Raw genomic sequence first — 20,194 nt, 5'->3', positions numbered from 1 at the left:
GCGCCGCCGCCTGGCATCGACAACAGGTGACAGCTCGGGCCCCATCCCGTAGACACCGGCAAACATCGCGATTCGCGCACCGACCGCACCGGCATTACTTCCGCCGTGCCACGGCGGACTCGCGGCGCCGTCAGCCGCCCGAACTGACTGCCGTCCTCGCCACCGTTGAGCAATTGGCCCACACGCTGACTCCCAGCCGGCTGCCCGATGTGCCCAGGATCGCCGACGTCAACAGGCCGATGCCCTGGCGCTCAGGAGAATCCGAATCCACACCATCACGGCTGCCCACAACCTCCGCCAGTGGCCAGTATCAGATGGAGCATCTCGATACGACAAGCGCCGTGGCTGTTGCTCGACGCAGCGGCCCAGGGCAACACCCGGACAGCGTTGGCCCCTGCTCCAGGATTTTTTCGCAATGATCACTCCGCGACGATGTCGGCCGAGATAACAGGGGCGGATGAGGTCACAGCGGCGGCAGATAGCTGATCTGGACCATTTCGGTGTCGCGACTGCGCGTGACGAGATGGCCGCGACCGGGGGGCAACTTCGAGGACCGGATGCCGCCGAGGACCACGCCCTCGTCCTTCGGCGCGCTCATCAGGAACGCGTCCACCGACATGTCCTTCAGCGGGCCGAGCACTGAGTCGTACAGGGCGCGACTCGCGCCGCCCGCGCGGCGGGCGATGATCACGTGCAGCCCGACGTCGCGGGCCTGCGGAAGGAGTTCCAGCAGGGCCGTCAGCGGGTTTTGCGAGGACACCATGTCGCAGTCGTCGACAACGACGTAGATCTCCGGCCCGGACCACCAGCTACGCTCCCGCAACTGATGCGGGGTGACGTCGGGTCCCGGAATCCGATCCTCCAGGTATTCGGCGACTTCTTTCAGCATGGGAGCCGACGTTTGCGACGACGTCGAGTACCCGGCGAGGTGGTCTCCCTCGACGACGCCGAGCATGGTACGCCGGTAGTCGATGAGAATCACCCGTGCCTGCTCCGGCGTAGTCCGCTCGACGGCGCCTTCGACGATGTTGCGCAACACGGTCGTCTTGCCCGCCTCGATGTCGCCGAAGATCAGCAGATGCGGCTGGGCGTCGAAATCCAGCACGATCGGCTGCAGCCCGGACTCACCCAACCCGATCGCGACCCGGGTCGCTCCCAGATCCGCGCCGCCCGCCTCCGCCCCCGCGATTACTCGGGCCCGGTCGACCTGCGCGGGCAGCATCCGCACAGCAGGGGCGCGGCAGTCGCCATGAAGCACGGACAACTGTTCCTTGGCCGCGGCCACGCCGTCGGCCAACGTCTCGGGCTCTAGCTGGGAATCCAAGCGCGGCAAAGCGATCAGTATGTGCAGTCGGTCCGGTGTCAACCCGCGGCCCGAGCGTCCGACAGGAACGTGCACGGCGACCCGCCGGTCCATCTCCGAGTCCGACGGATCGCCGAGCTGCAGCTCCAGCCGGGTTCCGATCTGGTCCTTGACCACCGGACGTATCTCCACCCAGCGGGACGCGCTGAGTATCAGATGGAGTCCGTACGAAAGCCGCTGTGCAGCAATAGTATTGACGAACCCCTCCAATGGTTCGAATTCCTCGCGGAATGCGGCCCACCCATCGATCACCAGGAAGACATCGCCGAACAGGTCTGCCGACAGTGGATCCGCAGCACGTTCGTCCGCATCCATCTGCCGCAGACCGGCTTTGCGCCTGCGGAAGTCGGCCATGTTCTCGATACCCAGCGCAAGAAACCGCTCCTCGCGCTGCCGCATCAACGTGGTCAGCTCGGCGATGGTGCGGCGCACCCGATCTCCTTCCAACCGGCCCGCCGTACAGCCGACGTGCGGCAACCCGTTGAACGCGGCAAGCGAGCCGCCGCCCAAGTCGATGCAATAGAACTGCACCTGTTCCGGGGTGTGCGTGGCGGCTGCGGACATGATGATGGTGCGCAGCGCGGTCGACTTGCCCGCGGTCCGACGCCGGGAATTTCGCGCAGTGTGGTGCCGTGCTGATCGAGGAGGTCACTCATCGCTGCGGCGTTCTCGGTCAGCTGAGTGTCGTAGCGTTTGATATCGGCGATCAGGTCCTTGGCCAACGACTTCCGGACTCGGTCGGTGCTACTGATCGGGCGCAGACCACGCAGAACGGTTGTGGCCTTGGTGGCGGTCAGGTCCGTGGGGACCCCGCCCGGCAGCAGCTCGCGCAGCAGCGCGTGCAATTGGTTGACCGATTGAGTTCTGTTCTCGGACAGAGCTTTCCGTCGCTCATCGAGTAAGGCGAGGGAGTCAGCGTGCGTTTCCACGTGGACCGGGCGGGCATCACCGTGCATCGCGCGACGCTGGCTGCCGCTGCGGCATCGATACGGTCGTTCTTGCGACGACCGCCGCGGGAGAGCTGCCGCACTCGCGCCGTCGCGGCAGGTGCTACGTCCACCACTGCCTCGCCGGCGGCGACCAACCACTGCGCCAGGTGGTGACCGAGACCTACGGCGTTTTCCACGGCCCAGGTGCGTTCGGGCCATTGCCGTGCCCAGCCCAGTAAGGTGCGGTTTCCTCGCCTCGTCGGGTGGGGGTGATCCACGGCCAACAGGTCGACTTCCAGAACCCTTCGCAGCGTGATGTCGTCATACCTCTGTCGAGTCAGACCGTGAACGGAGACCAGACGGTGGACATATCGCGAGCAAGTCAGCCACACCGGCGACAGACAGTTGACGAGTCACCCCGCCCGGTCACCTACGGGACGTTACGAGGTAACGAACCCCGACCACGAACCGCTGCGAATAGATAAGTCGACAGTCGAATACGAGACCTCACCAGTCCGGAACCCCTGGTCGGCGACGGACATGACCCGGCCACTGGTCCCCTCGAGTTCTCCACCAGCCCCTACGGTGATCGGCCTTGTTCGCGAGGGTCGGCGCGATCCTTACCGCTGTGACGATGACGTCAAAATTGGCCGATACCAACATTGTTCGCGAGCGGGGTGATATCAAATTTCACTGATCGACGGTGTATAGATCACCGATGTACCCAATCAGGAGCGAGCGCATGCCAGGTGAAATCGATTCCGCTGTCTTCCCGCATCTGGATGCCGACCTCGACCGCGTCCGTGACGTGCTCGGACCCGTGCAGTTGCGGGGCAGGCCAGAGCTGACCGCACTCACAGACGAAGGGTCCGACACCTCTCGCCGCCTGGTCCGTCCCACCTTGACCTTGCTGTCGTACTACCTGCTCACCGATCCTGAGGTCCCGGCCGACGACCGGGTGGTACGCGGCGCTGCTGCTGTGGAGCTGATGCATGTGGGCTCGCTGTATCACGACGACGTCGTCGATCACGCGTACGAGCGTCGAGGCCGTGCCAGCGCCAACGCGGTGTGGGGTTCGCATATGGCCGTATTGGGTGGTGACTCCGTGACGTTCTCGGGCATGCGCATGCTGGCTGAGCTCGGCCAGCGCGAAGTTCTCGCGGCGACGATCGCGGGCGAGCAGATGTGCGCGGGCATGGTGATCGAGGCCGCCGACCAGTATGTGGCCTCCCGTAGCGAGCAGTCCTACCTGGACACGATCGACGGCAAAACGGCGGCGGTGCTGTCGTTGGCATGCCGGGTGGGCGCGATGCAGGCCGGCTGTTCCGAGGAGCAGGAAGAGGCGTTGGCGCTGTTCGGTCGACAGTTCGGGTTGGCTTACCAGCTGTATGACGACATCCTCGATTTGACCTCGACCGCCGAGGAAATGGGAAAGCCGGTCAACGCGGATCTGCCCGAGGGCATCTACACACTGCCGGTGATCCGCGCGGCTGCCCGCGACCAAAGCCTTGCCCGCCTGCTGCGCAGAGCAATGACGGGTGAGCAAGCCGCCCGTGCCCGTGAGCTCGTCATTGCCTCCGGCGCCGTGGACGAAGCACGAGCGAGGGCCGAGGAATTCATCGACCAGGCTGCCGGTCAGCTCACCGCCGTGGCCGTTGACCCGAGTGCCCGCCACGCGCTGACTGCCTACGTCCAGTCCATACTCGACCGGCGAACTCCTGTTCTCGCGGTTCCCCGGCAGTCGACGCAGGCCCCCGTGGCTCACCGTGATGGGTTCCCGCCGGGGGTCGCGCAATGGTTGAGGAGCTGGCTGGTAGACACCGGCCTTGCCCTCACCCCTGCCGAGGCCGACTACCACCGGTGGACAGGAGCGATCCGGACCCCGGCACAAATCTTGGCCCCAGCAGCGGACGCGGCCCGTGAACAGACCGCCTACGGCATGGCTGTGTTTACCCTTGTGTGCGACGACCTGTTCGAGGATCCGCAGCTGAGGGACCCGGAAGCCGTGACTGCGCTGAGGCGTGGGCTGGTGGCAATGCTGCGCCAGGACCCGGAGATGCACGGCGCGATCCCGACAGCGTGGGCGAGTTTGTGGCCGCGCCTGCGTGAGGGCCGGAGCGCCCGCTGGCAGAAGCGGTTCCTCGACATTCTCGAAGATTGGTGCGAAGCGGCCGAACGCGAAGCGCATCATCGCATCAACGGCTACATCCCGTCCACGGCCGACTACCTGCCGCTGCGGATGTCGACCAGTGGGATCGATACCGCCCTCGCCTGCGTGGAGGTATACCAGGACCGGGAGCTGCCGTCGACGCTACGCAGCCACCCCGTGATCCGCCGTCTCGAGGAACTCGGCTTCTGGGTGACCTTCGTGGAGAACGACCTGGTGGGGTTGGATCAGGACGAGGCGGACCACGTCCCCTACAACCTGGTGCGGGCGGTCCGTCACGAGACCGGGTGCACCCGCCGCGAAGCCGTCGAGCAAGTTCAGCGCCAGGTGGCTGAGCAGCGCGCCCAGCTCGAGGCAGTGATCCGCTACGTCCCCGCGCTCTTCCGCGTGCTTCCCGGCCTGTCGGGCCGGAGGCAGGAGTACGCGGAGTTGTACGTGAACATGGCGAGTGTGGGGCTTTGGGGGCGTGAGAGCGATCGGTACACGCAACCGTCCGCTTCCGCAGTGCCGGACTTGGAACGCTTGCGCCGCGAGATCTACTACCCGGCCGCCGAGCCGGCTCCGACCACGCCGTAAGCCGGGGTCGGGGAACATCCGCCCGAAATCCGGCGATAGCGGCGCGCCATCCACCTGGCAGTTTGTGCCGCTTCAGATGCGATCATTGCGTTGTACAGCAGATAGTTTCCCCGAGTCACCTCGGCTGACGGCTCCGTCGGACCAGGACGGCCCGCGACCCACGACCGGCGCTCCTCGACCCCCGACTTTCGAGCTAGCGTCGAATATGGTGGGTGCTGGCATCCACGGTCATGTCATCGTCGTAGGTGGGGAAATTGGTTGGAAATTGCAGGCGCGCAGGGATAGTCGGCGGCGGAATCGGCGGGCTCACCGCGGCGATCGCGTTGCGAGCGGCTGGCTGGGAGGTGACAGTCTACGAGCGAGCCGCCGAGTTCACCGAGGTCGAAGCCGGGGTCATGCTGACCTCGAACGTGCTAGCCGCCCTCGATCTGATCGGGGTGGGCGAACCCATCCGGGCTGCCGCCATGGCGGACCATATCGGCGGGCTCCGCAGCCGGCGCGGGCGCGAACTGGTGTGCGGCCGGGTGAATGACGTAATCGGCGGCGACGATCTCGTGGTAGTCCATCGCGCCGATCTCATCGCTGTCCTGCTCGACGCGCTCCCGTCGGAGTGCCTGCGTCCCGGTTCCAGGGTTATCCGCGTCAACGCGTCCGGAGACATCGAAACCGCCGAGGGCACTACCCAATTCGACCTCGTGGTCGCGGCCGACGGAATCCACAGTCTCACCCGCTGCCAAGTCTGGCCGGAGGCGGGCGCGGTCCGGCACACGGGGATCACCGGCTGGCGATGGATTGTCGATGCTCCGCCGCCGGAGTGGGTGGGCCTGGTGTTGGGGTATCGGGCCGAGTTCGGCATCCTGCCGATGGCGGGCAACCGGATCTACGCCTTCGCGGGCACTCACTCCGGTATCGACGGTCTCGACCATTTCAAGGACTGGCCAGAACCCGTGCCGGCCATGGTGGCGGCAGCGGACCCGCAGCGGGTTCTCAGGAACGAGCTACTCGAGATCCGCGTCCCCAAGTCGCTGGCACGTGGTCGGGTGGCGCTCATCGGCGACGCCGCGCACGGGATGCATCCCACGCTCGGGCAAGGTGCCGGGATGACGATCGAGGACGCCGTCACCCTCGCCGCCTATGCACCTGATCTGGCCGCCTATTCCAAGGCCCGGCGACGCCGGGTCGCCCTCATCAGCTGGCTGTCGGGCCGCGCGACCCTGGTCACCGAACCCACGTCCAGGTTCGTGGACACCGCCAGGGACGCCACGGCCGTCCTGGTGCCGAACCGACTGGCCATCCGGGCCGGCAAACTGGGCACGAAGCTGCTGATCACCCGCTGGCGGCCACCAACGATTGCGACCAAACCTCGGCCAGTTCATCCCGGATGACCTGCCGGTCCTGCCAAGACCGAGAGCCGGTCACCAACAACCGTTTCCCCATGACACATCTCCGGGTCCCCGTAGAACTCGCCAAATTTTGGGCAGATATGAGCCGCGCCCCGGCCCGCTCGGCGTGCCAGGTCCGGGTAATCATTCCCAGGGCGCCGGCCCTGTCTGTGATTCCCATGCTGCGAGTGCTTTTGCTGCCAGGAGAAGGATTCCAGCCTTGGTCGCGTACGCCCGCGCGTGCGGGGTGAACGCATGCGCGCCCCTACGTGTCCGCGACACCCTGTTCTGAACACGAAATCCCGCACTTCCGGCTTCGCAGCCTGTTTTCCCGGTTTCGTGGATCGGGCATCGGCCGGGTATGCGCCGCCTTGTGCCCAGGTCAGGTAAGTAAAGCGCGGGCTTGTGCCAGTAGCTCGCATTGCCTCCGCCAGTTTCCTCCAGCGATACCCATGACGAGGTGGTGGGCGCCGGCGTCGTGGTAGGCGGCGATTCGTTCGGCGGCCTGTTGGGGGGAACCGGTGATCGGAATGGGCAAGGTTTCCTCGAATGATCTCCCATAGACACGGGTGATTCCAGCGGCGATCTCGGCGCGGGTAGGCAGGTCTGAACTGGCACCGAGAACTCCAGTCGCACCGATGGCGACCGTGGGCGTCGGTCGCTGGTGCTGGGCGGCGAGTTCGATGATTTCCGAAAGTCCGGCTGCTACCTGGGCCGGTGGGATCAATGACGGAAACCAGCCGCCACCCAGCTGCGCGGCGCGTCGCCGGGCAGGAGTGGAATGGTTTCCGACCCAGACCGGCGGAACCGAGGCGGGCGGGATCAGTTCGATATCGGATTGCTCGGGCATATCGGGGAGAGTCACCCGCTTACCGGCCAGCAAGGCAGGCAACACACGCAGCGCGATGTCGGTGCGAGTACCACGCTCCCCGTACGGGATCCCTGCCGCCGCCCACTGTGCCGGTCCGCCACCGGATCCGACGCCAAGCAGCAGCCGACCACCGCTGACGTGCTGCAGGGTGGCGATCTGCTTGGCTGCCCAGGCCCGTGGTCGAAGCGCTGGAACGTAGACGCTCGTGCCGATGTGGACCCGCTCAGTCGCGGCGGCGGCGACAGCGAGTGCAATCGTGCAATCCAGGGCCGGCACACCGATGGAGAGGTGATCCCCGTGCCATACCCCGGCTAGACCGACCTGTTCGGCGTGCCGAGCCGCAGCCGCGAGGTCGAGGTTCTGGGACAGTTGCGTTGCCACCGAGGGCAGGATGACACCGATCTTCACGGAACTAGCACCACCTTGCCGATGGCAGCGCGATTTTCCAGCGTGGTGTGAGCCGCAGCGGCGTCCTTCAACGGGAATGCCTGCACGGTCGGCACCAGCCGACCGGCAGCGAGTTCGGTGAGCGCCTGCTGTTCGAGACACCGCAGACCACCCGAGATCCCGGCGATACTCGCGCCAAGGGCCACCACAGCCGTCAACTGCCGCTCGAACAGTTCCGCCGAGGTGAACCTGGTCAGTTCTCCGGACGACCATCCGAACAGCACCACCCGCCCAGCAGGCCCGAGCAACTCGAACGCCGCTGGGCCCACCGCACCGCCGACACCATCGAAAACCACCGTCACCGTGCGATCACCAAGCACGTCGCGTACAGAATCCGACCAGTCCGCCGCAGTGTAGTCGACCGCTACGGTCGCGCCCAACTGCCGCACCCGTTCGACTTTGATATCCCCGCCTGCCGCGCCGACAACCGCTGCCCCGGTCCGGAGCGCGGCCTGCACCAGCAGAGTGCCGATCCCACCGGCCGCCGCGTTCACCAGCACCACATCGCGCGACGTGATGCAGAATCCCCATCGCCATCCGCCCCGTGCCGACCATGGCGACCGAGGCCGCATACTCGACGTCGGCGGATAGTTCATGCAGAGCATCGGCACCGACCACCGCTAGCTCCGCGTAACCGCCGCCGGCGCCCGCCCCGAGGTGGGCCACCACCCGCCTACCCAGCCACCGCGCGTCGACCGCATCGCCGAGTCCGGCCACCACACCGGCCACCTCCCGCCCTGGCGTCATCGGCAACCGCGGTAGCGGGAACGGACCGCCGGCGACTCCGGCGCGCAGCACCGTATCGATCAGGTGGACCCCGGCTGCGTGGACCTCCACAAGCACTTGCCCCGCACCCGGCTTCGGGTCGGGAACCGATTCGTACACCAACCGCTCCGGCGAACCGAACTCGTACTGTCGTATCGCGTACACATCATCTCCTCGAAGGGGAAATCAACTACCCAATTCCCCCATCATGGGTGGCTGGGTTCGGTGGGTGAGCTGGATGCTGCGAGTGCGTGGGCGGCCGCCCACGTGCGGGGGAGTCCGAATTCGGCTGTGGCTCGCAGGAGGTTGTCGAGGGTCTGGTCGGTGGCTCCAGCTGCTCGGGCGATTCGGCTGTGCAGCTGCAGGGAGGGGCCGAGTGTCTGGTAGAAGATGTCGACGACCAGGCATGCAAGCGCTCGTTCACGCACCGACAGATGCGGGCGGGTCCAGCGTTGGGTGAGCTGCGCTTCGGTGAACGCGGCCAGCCCGGGGGCGATTGTTCGAAGCTCGCGCACGATGTCGTTCAGCGTGTCGTCGAGCGGGGCGGGTGTCGGTGGTTGGTCGTCGCGGACGGCGGGCAGGCCGAGTTCGGTCAGGCGCTGGAACGCGGTGACCACGATGGGGTAGCCAACGTAAGGGGCCAGGTGCCGGAAGAGTTCCCGGATTGACTCGGCGTCGACATCGTGAGTCGATGCCATCTCGATGTGCATGGCCAGCGGCGTTCCCAGGTGCGGATGGCACAGGTCGGCGGTCAGGCAGACGAAGGTCTTCTCACGCGGAGTCAGGTCGGGCAGGCTCCACAGGTTGTGGCCCGCGCTCATGGCCATCTGCGCGAAAACGGGATCGAGCTGGACGAGGGCGTCTGCACCGGCGAGCGGTCGCGACATGGCGGTTTCCTCCGAAATCAGGGGGTGTTCAGGACAGGCCGAGCGCACGCCGACGCAGGATGTCGAGGGATCGTTGGGGTAGCCAGCGTCCGAGCGTGCTCATCAGCCGCGAGCCTTTCCCGACGGGGTAGCGGACGCGGGGGCGGCGGGCGGTGAGGGCGTGCAGGACCGCGCGGGCGATCACGTCGGGGCTCGAGCCGGTGCGCTCGTTGTCGAGGCTGTGGGTGATCATGGTGCGGTAGGCGTCGCCGTAGAGGGTTCTGCCTTGCGTTCCCAGCGAGGCCAGGCGCGGCTCGACTTCGTTTTCGAGCTTGTCGACGGCGTCGGTGTGGGTGGAGCCGGGCTCGATGAGCACGACCTCGATGCCCCACGGCTTGACTTCCATGCGCAAGGCGTCGGTGAGTGATCGGATGGCGTGCTTGGACGAGCACAGCGGCCCGCCGAAGGGCAGGGTGATCCAGCTGCCGACCGAGCCGACGGTGACCACCCGGCCCCGCGACGCCCGCAACAGCGGCAGCATGGCCTGGGTGACCGCGACCTGGCCGAACACGTTGACTTCGTACTGCCAGCGCAGTGCGTCCAACGGCACGCATTCCACCGGTCCGGTCACACCGACGCCGGCGTTGTTCACCAGAGCGTCCAAGTGGCCGATCTGTTCGGCGGCGGCAGCGATCTGCCCTGGGTCGGTGACATCGAGAGTGATCGGGGTGACCGCCGGGCCCAGCGCCTCCCCGTCAGCTTGTTTGCGGACTCCGGCATAGACGGTGATTCCCTTGCTGGCCAGCAGCAGGGCGGTAGCCCGCCCGATTCCGGTGGATGCGCCGGTGACCAGCACAGTCTTCGACATCGTTCTGTCCTTTTCTCAGAGTGGTAGCAACTGTTGGCATGCCTGTCGCGGCCTGCTGTGTTTGTGCGAGCGGCCGTCTCGGTCTCGGCCGCCGGGTTCCGCGGTTCAGTGGAGTCGCCGGTAGATGGTGGGTTGGGCGGCGATGTCGTTGGCGGCGAAGTTGGCCAGCACGAAAGTGCGGAAGGTGGGTCGGAACAGCAGGCTGGGCAGGAAGGTGCGCAGCGTCGGCCAGCTGGCGTGGTTGATAAGGGTGTAGTCGTCGGGTTCTCCGGGCAGCGGCTGCATCGGAACCGAGTCGGGCAGGGCGGTTTTCCGCTGGAACCAGCCCGCGGTGTAGTGCCAGACATCGAAGACGGTCTGCCAATCTCGGCAGTGGAAGTAGTTGAACAGGAACCAGTGGTCGGCGCTGTGATCGACGTCGGCGATCCGGGCAGGACTGCTGGCGGAGGTGAGGTGGACATGCCGGGCGCTGCTCTCCAGCAACGCGACAAGATCGCGGTAGGTCGGGTCGACGCGTAGTGCAGCGAGGTCGTCGACGGTCGTGGTGCGAATGAGGACGACAACGTCGTAGCGGGCGGGGCGCACACCGGCTCGGCGCAGCAGCCGGGCGCCTTCCCCGGGCGGGCGCAGCGCCGCGTGGAACGCCGTCGCCTCGACGACATCGTCGCGGCGAGCCAGTTGCCGGCACAGCGGACCGATCCGGGCGAGCACGCGACGCCGGGTCGGCGCGGGCAGGGGCAGCGGGCCCGCCCAGCGGCCGATTTCCGCGCCCAGCATTAAGAAGCCGTTATCGGTCGGGGAGGTGAGGCGGACCATGACCGCGCGCTCGTCGTTGATGATCTTCACGGTGAATTCCCTTGTCTCGAGCTGGTTTTCAATGAAATTGTCAGCGTCGGTCGAGCCCGGACAGCCGCCACGCGAGTCGGCGGCGGACGGCGGGCGCGGCACCGGCCAGACGCATGGCGGTGTTGCGGACCGGCCTTATCCGGGCCGACGCGGTGGCCAGTTCGGTGAGCTGGCTGGCGGTCGCGACGACCGTTTCGGCGGTGCGACGCCGGGTCGCGGCGTGCTCATCGAGCAGGCGCTCGGGTTCGCCCGCGAGCACCCTGGACAGGGTTTCCGCAGCGGTGACGGCGTCCTCGATACCGAGGTTCATGCCCTGGCCACCGGCCGGGGAGTGGACGTGGCCCGCATCTCCGGCCAGCAGGATCCGGCCGCGCCGGAACGTGTCGGCGATGCGGTGATGGACGCGGAAGCGCGAACCCCACACCACCTCCTCCACGACGGCCGGGCGGGCTTGCGGACCGCGCTCGTCGAGCAGCCGCTGCACGAACGCGGCATCCGGCTCGTGTGGGGCCTCGTCGACGGTCGCGACGATGCGATACATGCCGTCAGGTAGCGGTGCGACGACGACCAGCCCGGCCGGGGAGAAGTAAAGGATCACTTCCTCGGCCGGCACGCCACCGGAAACGCGGACGTCGGCCAGGATGAACGATTCGGCGTAGGTCCCGCCGGTGAATCCGATGCCGGCATGTTCACGCACCAGGCTGTGCATGCCGTCGGCTCCGAGGAGGTAGCGGGCGCGGATGCGGTCGCCGTCGGCGAGCGTGGCGGTGACCAGATCGCTGTCTTGGTCGACGCCGGTCACCGTGGCCGGGCGGTTGACCTTACCGCCCAGCTCGGTCAGTCGGTCCAGCAGGAACTTCTCGGTGTCGGCCTGCGAGATCATCAACGTGTAGGGATAGGCGGTGGGCAGCTCGTCGAACGGGACCGCCATCAGCAGCCGGTCGCGGTCGCGGATGGTGAACGTCGGCGTGTGCACGCCCCGGCCGACCAGTGCCGCCGTCACACCGTAGGGCTCGAGCAGTTCGAGCGTGCGCGGGTGCACGACTGCGGCGCGGGAGGTGTTCGCGCCCTCGGCTTGACTGTCGACGATCACGACCTCGTGGCCGAGCTGGGTCAATGCGATGCCTGCGGTCAGGCCTGCCGGCCCGGCCCCGACGATCACCACGTCTGCGATTTCCTTCGTCATTGCTCTCACTCCTGCATGTCAACGCTTGTTGGCATTAACAGTAGAGATGCGCGCCCCTGATGTCAACGGTTGTTGGCCTACACTTGTTGGCATGAGAAGGTCCTCGACGGAAACCAAAGCTGTCATCCTGTCCTCGGCCCGCGAGCGCTTCGCCGCCGACGGCTACGACCGCGCCACCATCCGCTCGATCGCCGCCGACGCGGCCATCGATCCGGCCATGGTGATGCGCTACTACGGCACCAAGGAGCGGCTGTTCGCGGCGTCGGTCGAGTTCGATCTGGAGCTGCCGAATCTGGCCATGATCGAACGCGAGCGCATCGGCAATGAATCGCATGACTTTCTCCCTGACTCTGGGTGTCTTCGATCAAGGGACGAGACAGCATCTGCCGACGTGACGGGGTGTGGCCTAGCTCACCGCCGCGCCGGCCAGCCGGTCGAGGAACCCGGTCGACGCGAGACCACACCATCGGTAAGACGCCCGCCAGGACATCGCCCTGGCCACCATGAGCTGACCGCCCGCCAGCGCTCTCGGCGGCGCCGGCCGCACTGGCGGGCAACCGGTTGCCCGCCAGACGACGAAAACCGAGCATGCCGTCGGCGAACGAACCCGTTGCCCACCAACACACGATCAGCGGCACTACCGGATGTTGCCGGTCACTGAGGTTGCGGTGGATCATGACAGGCAGGCACGGCTGGGCCGTCAGGTTTCGGCGAAGGCCGAGCCCGCAGCGGCGAGCGTAAGGATTTCCTTGTTGCCGTCAGCCCAGGTGGGAGTCATGGCGACATTGTCGATGAGCCAACAATCGTCGATGTTGGCCAGCCCGATTCGATAGGTACCTCCCAGTGTCCAACGCGGCGAACCGAACCGGTTCGCCAGCAGGTGGATGGCCTGGAACACCGCGGTGAGCTCGGCGCGGTCACCGTCGACCCGGACGAGATGGTTGCCAAGTAAGTGTTGGGTTGCATCGAACGCACCCAGCAGTTGCGACCAGTCGCTGCGAATCTGGTCGGGCGTGGCAGTGACGGGCTCACCGCCCCAGATTGCGGTGTAGTCCAGGACGACCCGGTCGGCGAAGACGCTGGGAAACGCGTCCCAGTCCCGAGTGTCGATGTACCAGAACATCCGGGTTGCGGCTTCGATGGCGTCGGCGCGCTGCTGTGCTGTGGTCATTGAGAGTCCTTATTCGTAGACAGTGGCAACAGGTTTCGTTCGGCGAAGACGTTCCGGGCGATTGTCATGGCATTCAGGACGCGGGGAAACCCGGCGTACGGCAGGGCTTGGATGACTGCTTCCACGACCGATGCCGGTGCGAGGCCGACGTTGAGTGCAGTTGTGATGTGCGCCTCCAGCTGCGGGTCGACACTTCCGAGCCCTATCAGCACGCCGAGGATGACCAATTCCCGCGAACCGCTGTCGAGACCCGGACGGGCGTGGATGTCGGCATAGGCGAACTCGACCGCGTACCGGTGCAGATCGGGGGCGATGTCGGACAGCGCGTCATAGACCCGGTGCCGCAGGGCCGTGGCACCGCCCAGCTCTTGCTGGCGGGCCAGACCCCGCTCGTATCGCTCGTTCACGTCATCGAGTCTGTTGGCCCCGGCCGCGGTCAACCAGGCCCGCCTTGTCCAGGTACAGCCAGTACGAGGCTGATTCGTAGACTTGGGGCCATGACCGAACTGGGCAGTTTCCTGGCCACCCGTCGTGCCCGCATCGATCCGACCGACGTCGGACTGCCCGCCGGTCGGCGCCGGCGGGTCCCGGGTCTGCGGCGCGAGGAACTGGCTCAGCTCTCCGGCATCAGCGCCGAGTACTACCAGCGACTCGAGCAGGGGAGGTCGACATCCCCCTCCGACGAGGTGCTCGATGCCATTGCCGACGCGCTGCGCCTCGATGCGGTCGAGCGCGGGCACCTGCGGGCCCTCGCCCGCCCGGCCCGCCGTAATGTTCCGTCCGCCCGGGTCAGCACGCGACCCGAGCTGCGCCGGATGCTCGACTTGATGGTCGGTGTTCCCGCGCTGATCATCACCGACACCTTCACCGTCCTGGCGGAAAACGCGTTGGCACGCAAGCTGTTCGATCCGCTGGGCGAGCACGAAAACCTGGCTCGTACCCTGTTTCTCAATCCGGCCGCCCGCACGTTCTATCTCGAATGGGACGAGGTTGCCGCCGCCACGGTCGCACAGCTGCGGCTCGTCGTGGGCCGCTACCCGGCCGATCCGGAGGCCTCCACATTGATCGAGGATCTCACCATCTCGAGCCCTGAATTCGCCGACCTGTGGCAGACCGGCGACGTGGCTCTACGCAACCACGGCAGCAAGAGCTTCCATCACCCCGAGCAAGGCGTGCTGGCGGTGAATTACGAAAATCTCGAATTGCCAGGCGATCTCCGCCAACGCCTGGTCACCCTAACCCCGGTCGAATCTCCATCGACAGCGTCAAATATGGCAACCGTGGACGGCGAAGCCCCGGCTGGACCTCTGAGTGAGCGTCCGGGAACTCTCGTAAGCCGTGACCGGGGGTGAGTTGCCTGGCGGATTCGGTTGTGGGTGGGATTCGGTGGTGCCGGATCGGCGAATGTGGTTGCGGGTAAAGGATGCCGGCCCGGCGCGGCGCATCCTGGACGGCGAATCGTGACCGCAGCAGGGTGACGCTATCGGTGGCGAGGAGATAGTGCGATCGCAGTGCGTCCAATGCCGCCGCAGGCTTCGTCAAAGGCGAGGAACGCGTCGGTTATGGTGCGGACTGCAGCGTCTTCAGCAGTCGTCCGGGGCTTGGTGTTCCGTAAGCCGATCGGCCAACGAAACACCAGGCGGCGCAGACCCGGTCCCAGGTCACGGGTGTTCCGTAGAGGTGTTCCGTGAACCGTCCCGGTGAACCCCCGGCTATCTGGAACACTTTTCGACATGGGTGAGCCGTTCCGCGTCGGATACTGCCGCTGCTCCACTGACACACAAGACATCGAGATCCAGACCGACCAACTCCTCGCGCTCGGAGTCCCGTGCGAACGGATCTGGCCCGCATCGACTTTCAACTGCTCGGCCAACCGCGCCACCGCCACCGTCGGCGCGCTGTTGACCCGGCCGGGCACGAACCCCAACCACGGCAGCGTGCACAACGCGATGGCCATGCCGAGGCGCTCGGCCGGACCGCGCCCGCGCCCGGGATCGATGAACGCGGCATCGGCAGGGGACAGGGTGAAGAAGCGGAACAGCTCCTCGCGGCTGATCTCCGGGAACTTCCGCAGACGGGCCAACTCCTCATCCGCGAACACCCGCGTCGCCACGAACCAACCTCCGGCACACCAACCAATAGCGTTGGGAGCCAAGCCAACCAGCAACCGGCCGTCACCGCAGGTTGAAACCGCGATTCACCTGCGGGCCGCAGCGGCTATGCCATATTCGTTGTATTTCGGCGGTTGCTACCGGTACCCCGACGCCAAAGGTTATGCGCTCTGGTCGTGGTCGAGTGGTCCAGCGGCTTGCCTGGCACCGACTCCGGCGAGTGGAAGCGGGCGGTGTGCCCGCGCTGTGGTGGCACGTCCACCGGATTCCTGGTCAGTTATAAGGATTCACCGTTCACCATTCTCGCCATATCCCCAACGCTCGCCGAGCTCGACTATGGAACCCGGTAATTCGCAGGCCGCTGAGTCAGTGCTCAGCACCTGGATGCACCCGCTTCGAATCTTGTCTCGCCAGTCCCCCAGGCCGGGCTCGTAGGCCCCGTGATCGTAATTGCCGTAGTCCAGCATCGTCGGCTCATAATCGACGCCGATAAAGCGACACAAGTCTCTGAATACGATATCAGGAGTCTCGATCAGCTTCTCATACCGGACTTCGATCGAATCAGGATGCAACGCCGCCGCTTCCAGCCTTTCCGACCATTGCAATATCGATTCGCATGCCTCTTCTGCTTCGGTAAATATTCCAGAATTTACGAACGAGCGACAGATGTCGATCGGGTTCCTGTAGAGAATGATGAATCGAGCATCGGGCCAGCATGAAAGTATTTGCTCGTGTATCAATGTATTTGCTGGAGTTTTTTCTACTATGAATTTCTTCCCACTCCCAACCAGTTGTCGATACACGAGTTGGTCCCAGAGTATGAATTTCAGATCATGTTGTGTCATGTCGAGCCGGCCGATCGAAAGCTGTGCGCCGTCGACAGCTTCTACCTCTATAGAGCCGAGGTGCAACTCATGCGGAGAATATATTTTCGAATGTGAATCGAGGATGCACCTCAACAGGGTCGACCCAGACCTCATCAGAGATAGGACGAACGTCGGACTCTGCACGAATCGGCCCGCGGGAGTGGCGGCGCTGTGAGCATCCCGCCGAGACCGCACGGGATCGACAGCAGCGCCTCGAATCGGGCTTTTCATGAGACGGTCCGGTCGTCAAACAAGTTTTCCCACGGTCGACCGGTGGCTATACTTCGCGAGACAGCATCGAACTTCTCGTCGGCTGCCACGGGTTGCAACACCGGGTATGAAACCTGGAGAGATTTATCCAATACTTCGACAACCTTCATTCGATCATCCTGCACTCTGGCCAGAATCAGCACTCCGGGCTGGTCGGAAGACAGCAGCAGGAGATTCTCGGTGTTATCCGGATTCCGCGTCAGAAGGAGCAATCCGAGATCAGGATCGTGAGCTGCAGCGGTCAACGATCCAGCATTACCGAGGCACGCCTCTGCCATTGCGGCGACAGCAAAGTCTAGTGTCACCGATGCGGCGCGAGTCAGATACCCCTTTCCCATCCGCCCCAGCAAGGCGAACTTTGCGACTCTCAGATACCGCGCCGTGTCGTCGCGCACAGCGCCGCCGAGCGACTCGATTTCGGCCAAAAACCGGTCGAGGACCTCGATATCGGCCACATCCCAGTCCAGACCATTGCTGTAGCTGGGGAACCCGGTCCGGTATACGTAGGTGTGCTCCACGGGTTTGGCTACCTGTGCGCCTGCGTTCACCATCCGCAGCCACAGATCCCAGTCTTCCGCATAGGTGATGTTTCGATCGCGATATCCGCCGACGTCTTCGTACAGCCGACGACTATAGAGCGCACCGACCAGGACGTAGTTGCGCATCAGAAGCTGGTCGAGATGCCCGACTCCCGGCAGGGGGCGCGCGTCGTGCGTCCGATCGACAGACAATTTCAGGCCGCCGTACCAATGGAGCGGCCGTGGACTGATCAACCCCGGTCGTTCCAGGTATGTCCGCCGTAGCGTGGCCAAGTGACCAGGTGTCACGAAATCATCCGCATCCAACTGTGCCACCAGCTCGGTGTTCAGCGCGGCGATCCCCGTCGCGCGAGCGGCTCCGATCCCACACCTGTGTTCGTGACGAATAACTTTGATCGGGAGCACGCCCCGCCAGCGGTGCGCAACCGCATAGGTCGCATCCTGCGAACCATCGTCAACGACGACCACCTCTTCAGCGGGCTGAGTTTGCATCGCGAGCGAACACAGCGCGCGGTCGAGACAGTCAGCCATGTTGCAAGCCGGAATGATCACACCGACGGTTGCTTGTTCAAGCACACCGCAATGGTGACACGACCTGACTGCGGCGGAACACAAGTTCGAAGGACTTCCGGACTTGTCAGGGCAGCGGGGCCTGGTTCGGCAGCCAGCGCGGCGCCCTGGTCGTCGATTAGATCGCCGACGACGATCTGGGCATTACCAGGGCACCCGCATAGGCCGCCCCGATCCCACGGGCACCGCCGCGGACCAGCGAAATGCCTGCCACGCGCCACTCATGCCCACACTTCCTTTCCATCGTCCGCGGAGCCTGCCCCGATCGAATCGGGTCGCTGATCGAGCCGGAACACACAGCGGGTGCGGGTGTAGATCGTGGGCATGCACTCGTTGCAATGAACGCACGCCGACCGCGTCGTCGCATCGGACTGAATGCGGAGCAATAGGTTCGGCTCTCGCAGCAAGGCCCGGCCCATGGCTACGAAGTCGAATCCCTCCGCCATAGCCAGACGCATCGTGTCGAGTTCGGTGATGCCGCCCAATAGGACCAGCGGCATCGACAACTCGCGACGAAAATGGCGCGCCCGCTCCAGCAAGTACGCCTCCCGATACGGATACTCCTTCAAAAAGGCGCGGCCGACGAGCCGGAAGCCCCAACGCGTCGGAACCGGAAGAACTTTCGCGAACTCACGCCGGGGTGCGTCACCGTGGAACAACAGCATCGGGTTGAGCAGTGAACTGCCCGCGGTCAACTCGAGGGCGTCGAGCGCGCCGTCGGTCTCCAGGAACGCGGCGACCTGCAGCGACTCTGGAACGGCCAGGCCACCCGGAACACCGTCCTCCATATTCAGCTTCGCCGTGACCGCGAGCCGGTCCCCGACAGCTTCTCTTACAGCGCACGCGATTTCGCGCGCCAGCCTGGCGCGATTGGCTATCGAGCCACCGTACTGGTCCTTGCGCCGGTTCAACCGTGGGCTGAGGAATGAACTCACCAGGTAGTTGTGCCCGAAGTGGATTTCCACTGCGTCGAAACCGGCTTCGATCGCCAGCCGTGCGGCGTGGGCATGAGCTGTGACGATCTCGCGGATCTCAGCCACATCGGGAACCTTCGTCGGGCGCATGCCGAGCGGGCTGAACATCCGGCTCGGCGCCATGGCGGGAGCGCGGTTGGACGCCGCGTTGGCCACCGGGCCGGCGTGCCCGATCTGCGCACTCGCCGCGGCGCCCTCGGCGTGCACGACATCGGTCAATCGCCGAAGTCCGGGTACCGCTTCCGGCCGCATCCAGATCTGGTGGCGGTCGGTGCGACCGCCCGGGGCGACGGCGCAGTACGCGACCGTCGTCATGCCCACGCCGCCTGCGGCCGTCTCCCGATGAAACTCGACCAGCTCATCGGTGACCAACGCGTCCGGTGTGCGGCCCTCGAACGTCGCGGCCTTGATCACCCTGTTGCGCAACGTGATCGGCCCGAGTGCGGCCGGTGCGAAAACCTCGTTCATTTGCTTCCCCCCACCGGTACAGTCAGTCCCGCCACGACAAAGTCGCGGAGGGTGCTCACCGCTTGCGGCGACATGTCGCGTTCATCTGTTCCTGCCCTGCCGAACCGCATGATGATCAGATCGAATGCGAGCATCCAGCGGCGGCGGCTCTCCTGTTCGCTCAGTTCGGGCAGCAGACCGACCCAGGAGTCCATCCGGAACCACGGTTGGTGCCAGGACGTGGTGTGCCGCCCGAGCACATACCGAGCCAGCAAGCGCAGATGCAATCGGCCCATCGGATCACCGGACAGCTGGACAAACGGCTCGATCACGGCCTCGACAACCGCCGAAACCGAGCCGTGCCGGGCGGTCACAGCGGCCAGCCGGGCTGCCCACAACGGACCCAGCCGATCCTCCAGCAAGGCTGCCACCAGCGCCTCCTTCGACCCGAAGTGGTAATGCACCGCAGCGGGGTTCGCGCCCGCCTCGGCGCAGATCCCGCGCACCGACACGCCGTCGTAGCGCTCGGTCGACAACAGTCGTTCGGCGGCGGCAAGCAGACGTTCGCGCGTAGCCGCCGACACCTTCTCGGTCATACGGATAGTCAAGCATGATTAAATCACAGTTTCAATCGTTGATTGAATTATAGACCCGAGTGCTGGACTGACCCTCGGCCACACAGCAAGCAACCGCCGCTGAGCGAAGAATTGCGGTACAGCATCAGTGGTCTGCGCAGGTTCAGGACGCTCCCCCACGCATCGGTCCACAACGTCGGCCGGCACTGCCACGCTCTCTTGCCACGGGCGTGTTTCGACGGTTCCGATGTCGCCGGATTCCGCCGGCGCTGATCATCAATTCCGAATGCGGCACCGGGCTCCTCCCAAAACAGGTTCGACCCCCTATGTCCGCCTCTGCCGCGTTCAAGGGCGGGATCCAGGACAAACGCGCTGGTTTCAGTGAGCCGGTGCAGGTGATCTCCG

Annotated in this window: 19 protein-coding genes and 2 pseudogenes; 5 read left to right on the top strand and 16 right to left on the bottom strand. The window is 65.4% G+C overall.

Annotated features, from left to right (window positions below; translation table 11 throughout):
- Positions 1–463: 463 nt before the first annotated feature.
- The gene (gene eccCb, locus OH799_RS04985) at positions 464–1,927 is read right to left on the bottom strand and encodes a type VII secretion protein EccCb (protein ID WP_406276232.1); all 1,464 of its coding nucleotides are present in this window, start codon (positions 1,925–1,927) and stop codon (positions 464–466) included.
- Between the two features lie 68 nt (positions 1,928–1,995).
- Between eccCb and OH799_RS04980 the strand changes: the two genes are divergently transcribed.
- Positions 1,996–2,265, top strand: coding sequence for a hypothetical protein (locus OH799_RS04980; protein ID WP_406282946.1), 270 nt, complete (start codon positions 1,996–1,998; stop codon positions 2,263–2,265).
- Here OH799_RS04980 and OH799_RS04975 read toward each other — a convergent pair.
- Positions 2,157–2,570 carry a transposase gene (locus OH799_RS04975; RefSeq protein WP_406276230.1) on the bottom strand — a complete coding sequence of 138 codons (414 nt, stop codon included), beginning with the start codon at positions 2,568–2,570 and terminating at the stop codon, positions 2,157–2,159. The two genes, OH799_RS04980 and OH799_RS04975, sit on opposite strands and share 109 nt — an antisense overlap.
- A 464-nt stretch (positions 2,571–3,034) precedes the next feature.
- Between OH799_RS04975 and OH799_RS04970 the strand changes: the two genes are divergently transcribed.
- Both OH799_RS04970 and OH799_RS04965 read left to right on the top strand, forming a co-directional pair.
- Positions 3,035–5,035, top strand: coding sequence for a polyprenyl synthetase family protein (locus OH799_RS04970; RefSeq protein ID WP_406276228.1), 2,001 nt, complete (start codon positions 3,035–3,037; stop codon positions 5,033–5,035).
- Between the two features lie 254 nt (positions 5,036–5,289).
- Positions 5,290–6,420 carry an FAD-dependent monooxygenase gene (locus tag OH799_RS04965; RefSeq protein ID WP_406276226.1) on the top strand — a complete coding sequence of 377 codons (1,131 nt, stop codon included), beginning with the start codon at positions 5,290–5,292 and terminating at the stop codon, positions 6,418–6,420.
- Between the two features lie 379 nt (positions 6,421–6,799).
- On the opposite strand, the gene OH799_RS04960 is transcribed toward OH799_RS04965, so the two are convergent.
- The 7 genes and pseudogenes from OH799_RS04960 to OH799_RS04930 form a co-directional block, all read right to left on the bottom strand.
- Complete coding sequence (locus OH799_RS04960) at positions 6,800–7,696, bottom strand: LLM class flavin-dependent oxidoreductase (RefSeq protein WP_406276224.1); 897 nt, start codon at positions 7,694–7,696, stop codon at positions 6,800–6,802.
- Positions 7,693–8,229: a zinc-binding dehydrogenase gene (locus OH799_RS04955; RefSeq protein WP_406281808.1), complete on the bottom strand. Its 537-nt coding sequence runs from the start codon at positions 8,227–8,229 to the stop codon at positions 7,693–7,695. The genes OH799_RS04960 and OH799_RS04955 overlap by 4 nt, the downstream gene beginning before the upstream one ends.
- A gap of 154 nt (positions 8,230–8,383) precedes the next feature.
- Positions 8,384–8,533, bottom strand: a pseudogene (locus OH799_RS04950) (alcohol dehydrogenase catalytic domain-containing protein); the annotation flags it as partial.
- Between the two features lie 173 nt (positions 8,534–8,706).
- Positions 8,707–9,387: a carboxymuconolactone decarboxylase family protein gene (locus OH799_RS04945; RefSeq protein WP_406276222.1), complete on the bottom strand. Its 681-nt coding sequence runs from the start codon at positions 9,385–9,387 to the stop codon at positions 8,707–8,709.
- A gap of 28 nt (positions 9,388–9,415) precedes the next feature.
- Positions 9,416–10,234, bottom strand: coding sequence for an SDR family NAD(P)-dependent oxidoreductase (locus tag OH799_RS04940; protein ID WP_406276220.1), 819 nt, complete (start codon positions 10,232–10,234; stop codon positions 9,416–9,418).
- 105 nt (positions 10,235–10,339) lie between these two features.
- Complete coding sequence (locus OH799_RS04935) at positions 10,340–11,080, bottom strand: hypothetical protein (protein WP_406276218.1); 741 nt, start codon at positions 11,078–11,080, stop codon at positions 10,340–10,342.
- Positions 11,081–11,120: 40 nt separating this feature from the next.
- On the bottom strand, positions 11,121–12,266 hold the full coding sequence (locus OH799_RS04930) for an FAD-dependent oxidoreductase (protein ID WP_406276216.1): 1,146 nt from the start codon (positions 12,264–12,266) through the stop codon (positions 11,121–11,123).
- A 91-nt stretch (positions 12,267–12,357) separates the two neighbouring features.
- Between OH799_RS04930 and OH799_RS04925 the strand changes: the two genes are divergently transcribed.
- The gene (locus OH799_RS04925; protein WP_406276214.1) at positions 12,358–12,927 is read left to right on the top strand and encodes a TetR family transcriptional regulator; all 570 of its coding nucleotides are present in this window, start codon (positions 12,358–12,360) and stop codon (positions 12,925–12,927) included.
- A gap of 39 nt (positions 12,928–12,966) precedes the next feature.
- On the opposite strand, the gene OH799_RS04920 is transcribed toward OH799_RS04925, so the two are convergent.
- Positions 12,967–13,437: a nuclear transport factor 2 family protein gene (locus OH799_RS04920; protein WP_406276212.1), complete on the bottom strand. Its 471-nt coding sequence runs from the start codon at positions 13,435–13,437 to the stop codon at positions 12,967–12,969.
- Complete coding sequence (locus OH799_RS04915) at positions 13,434–13,844, bottom strand: carboxymuconolactone decarboxylase family protein (RefSeq protein WP_406276210.1); 411 nt, start codon at positions 13,842–13,844, stop codon at positions 13,434–13,436. The genes OH799_RS04920 and OH799_RS04915 overlap by 4 nt, the downstream gene beginning before the upstream one ends.
- A gap of 90 nt (positions 13,845–13,934) precedes the next feature.
- Here OH799_RS04915 and OH799_RS04910 point away from each other — a divergent pair, with 90 nt between their 5' ends.
- The gene (locus OH799_RS04910) at positions 13,935–14,789 is read left to right on the top strand and encodes a helix-turn-helix domain-containing protein (protein WP_406276208.1); all 855 of its coding nucleotides are present in this window, start codon (positions 13,935–13,937) and stop codon (positions 14,787–14,789) included.
- 473 nt (positions 14,790–15,262) lie between these two features.
- Here OH799_RS04910 and OH799_RS04905 read toward each other — a convergent pair.
- From OH799_RS04905 to OH799_RS04885, 5 genes and pseudogenes are all read right to left on the bottom strand, one after another.
- Positions 15,263–15,550 (bottom strand): annotated as a pseudogene (locus OH799_RS04905) (DUF4158 domain-containing protein); the annotation flags it as partial.
- Positions 15,551–15,835: 285 nt separating this feature from the next.
- On the bottom strand, positions 15,836–16,645 hold the full coding sequence (locus OH799_RS04900; RefSeq protein WP_406276206.1) for a sulfotransferase family protein: 810 nt from the start codon (positions 16,643–16,645) through the stop codon (positions 15,836–15,838).
- Positions 16,642–17,799 carry a glycosyltransferase family 2 protein gene (locus tag OH799_RS04895; RefSeq protein ID WP_406276204.1) on the bottom strand — a complete coding sequence of 386 codons (1,158 nt, stop codon included), beginning with the start codon at positions 17,797–17,799 and terminating at the stop codon, positions 16,642–16,644. The genes OH799_RS04900 and OH799_RS04895 overlap by 4 nt, the downstream gene beginning before the upstream one ends.
- Positions 17,800–18,014: 215 nt before the next feature.
- Entirely contained in the window at positions 18,015–19,235 is a 1,221-nt protein-coding gene (locus OH799_RS04890; protein WP_406276203.1) for an NADH:flavin oxidoreductase, read from the bottom strand.
- On the bottom strand, positions 19,232–19,810 hold the full coding sequence (locus OH799_RS04885) for a TetR/AcrR family transcriptional regulator (protein WP_406276201.1): 579 nt from the start codon (positions 19,808–19,810) through the stop codon (positions 19,232–19,234). The genes OH799_RS04890 and OH799_RS04885 overlap by 4 nt, the downstream gene beginning before the upstream one ends.
- Between the last annotated feature and the right edge of the window lie 384 nt (positions 19,811–20,194).

This window comes from Nocardia sp. NBC_00881, assembly GCF_045207455.1.
Classification (GTDB): Bacteria; Actinomycetota; Actinomycetes; order Mycobacteriales; family Mycobacteriaceae; genus Nocardia.
Note: the sequence above shows the minus strand (reverse complement) of the source record. Positions and strands in the feature narration are given on the sequence as shown.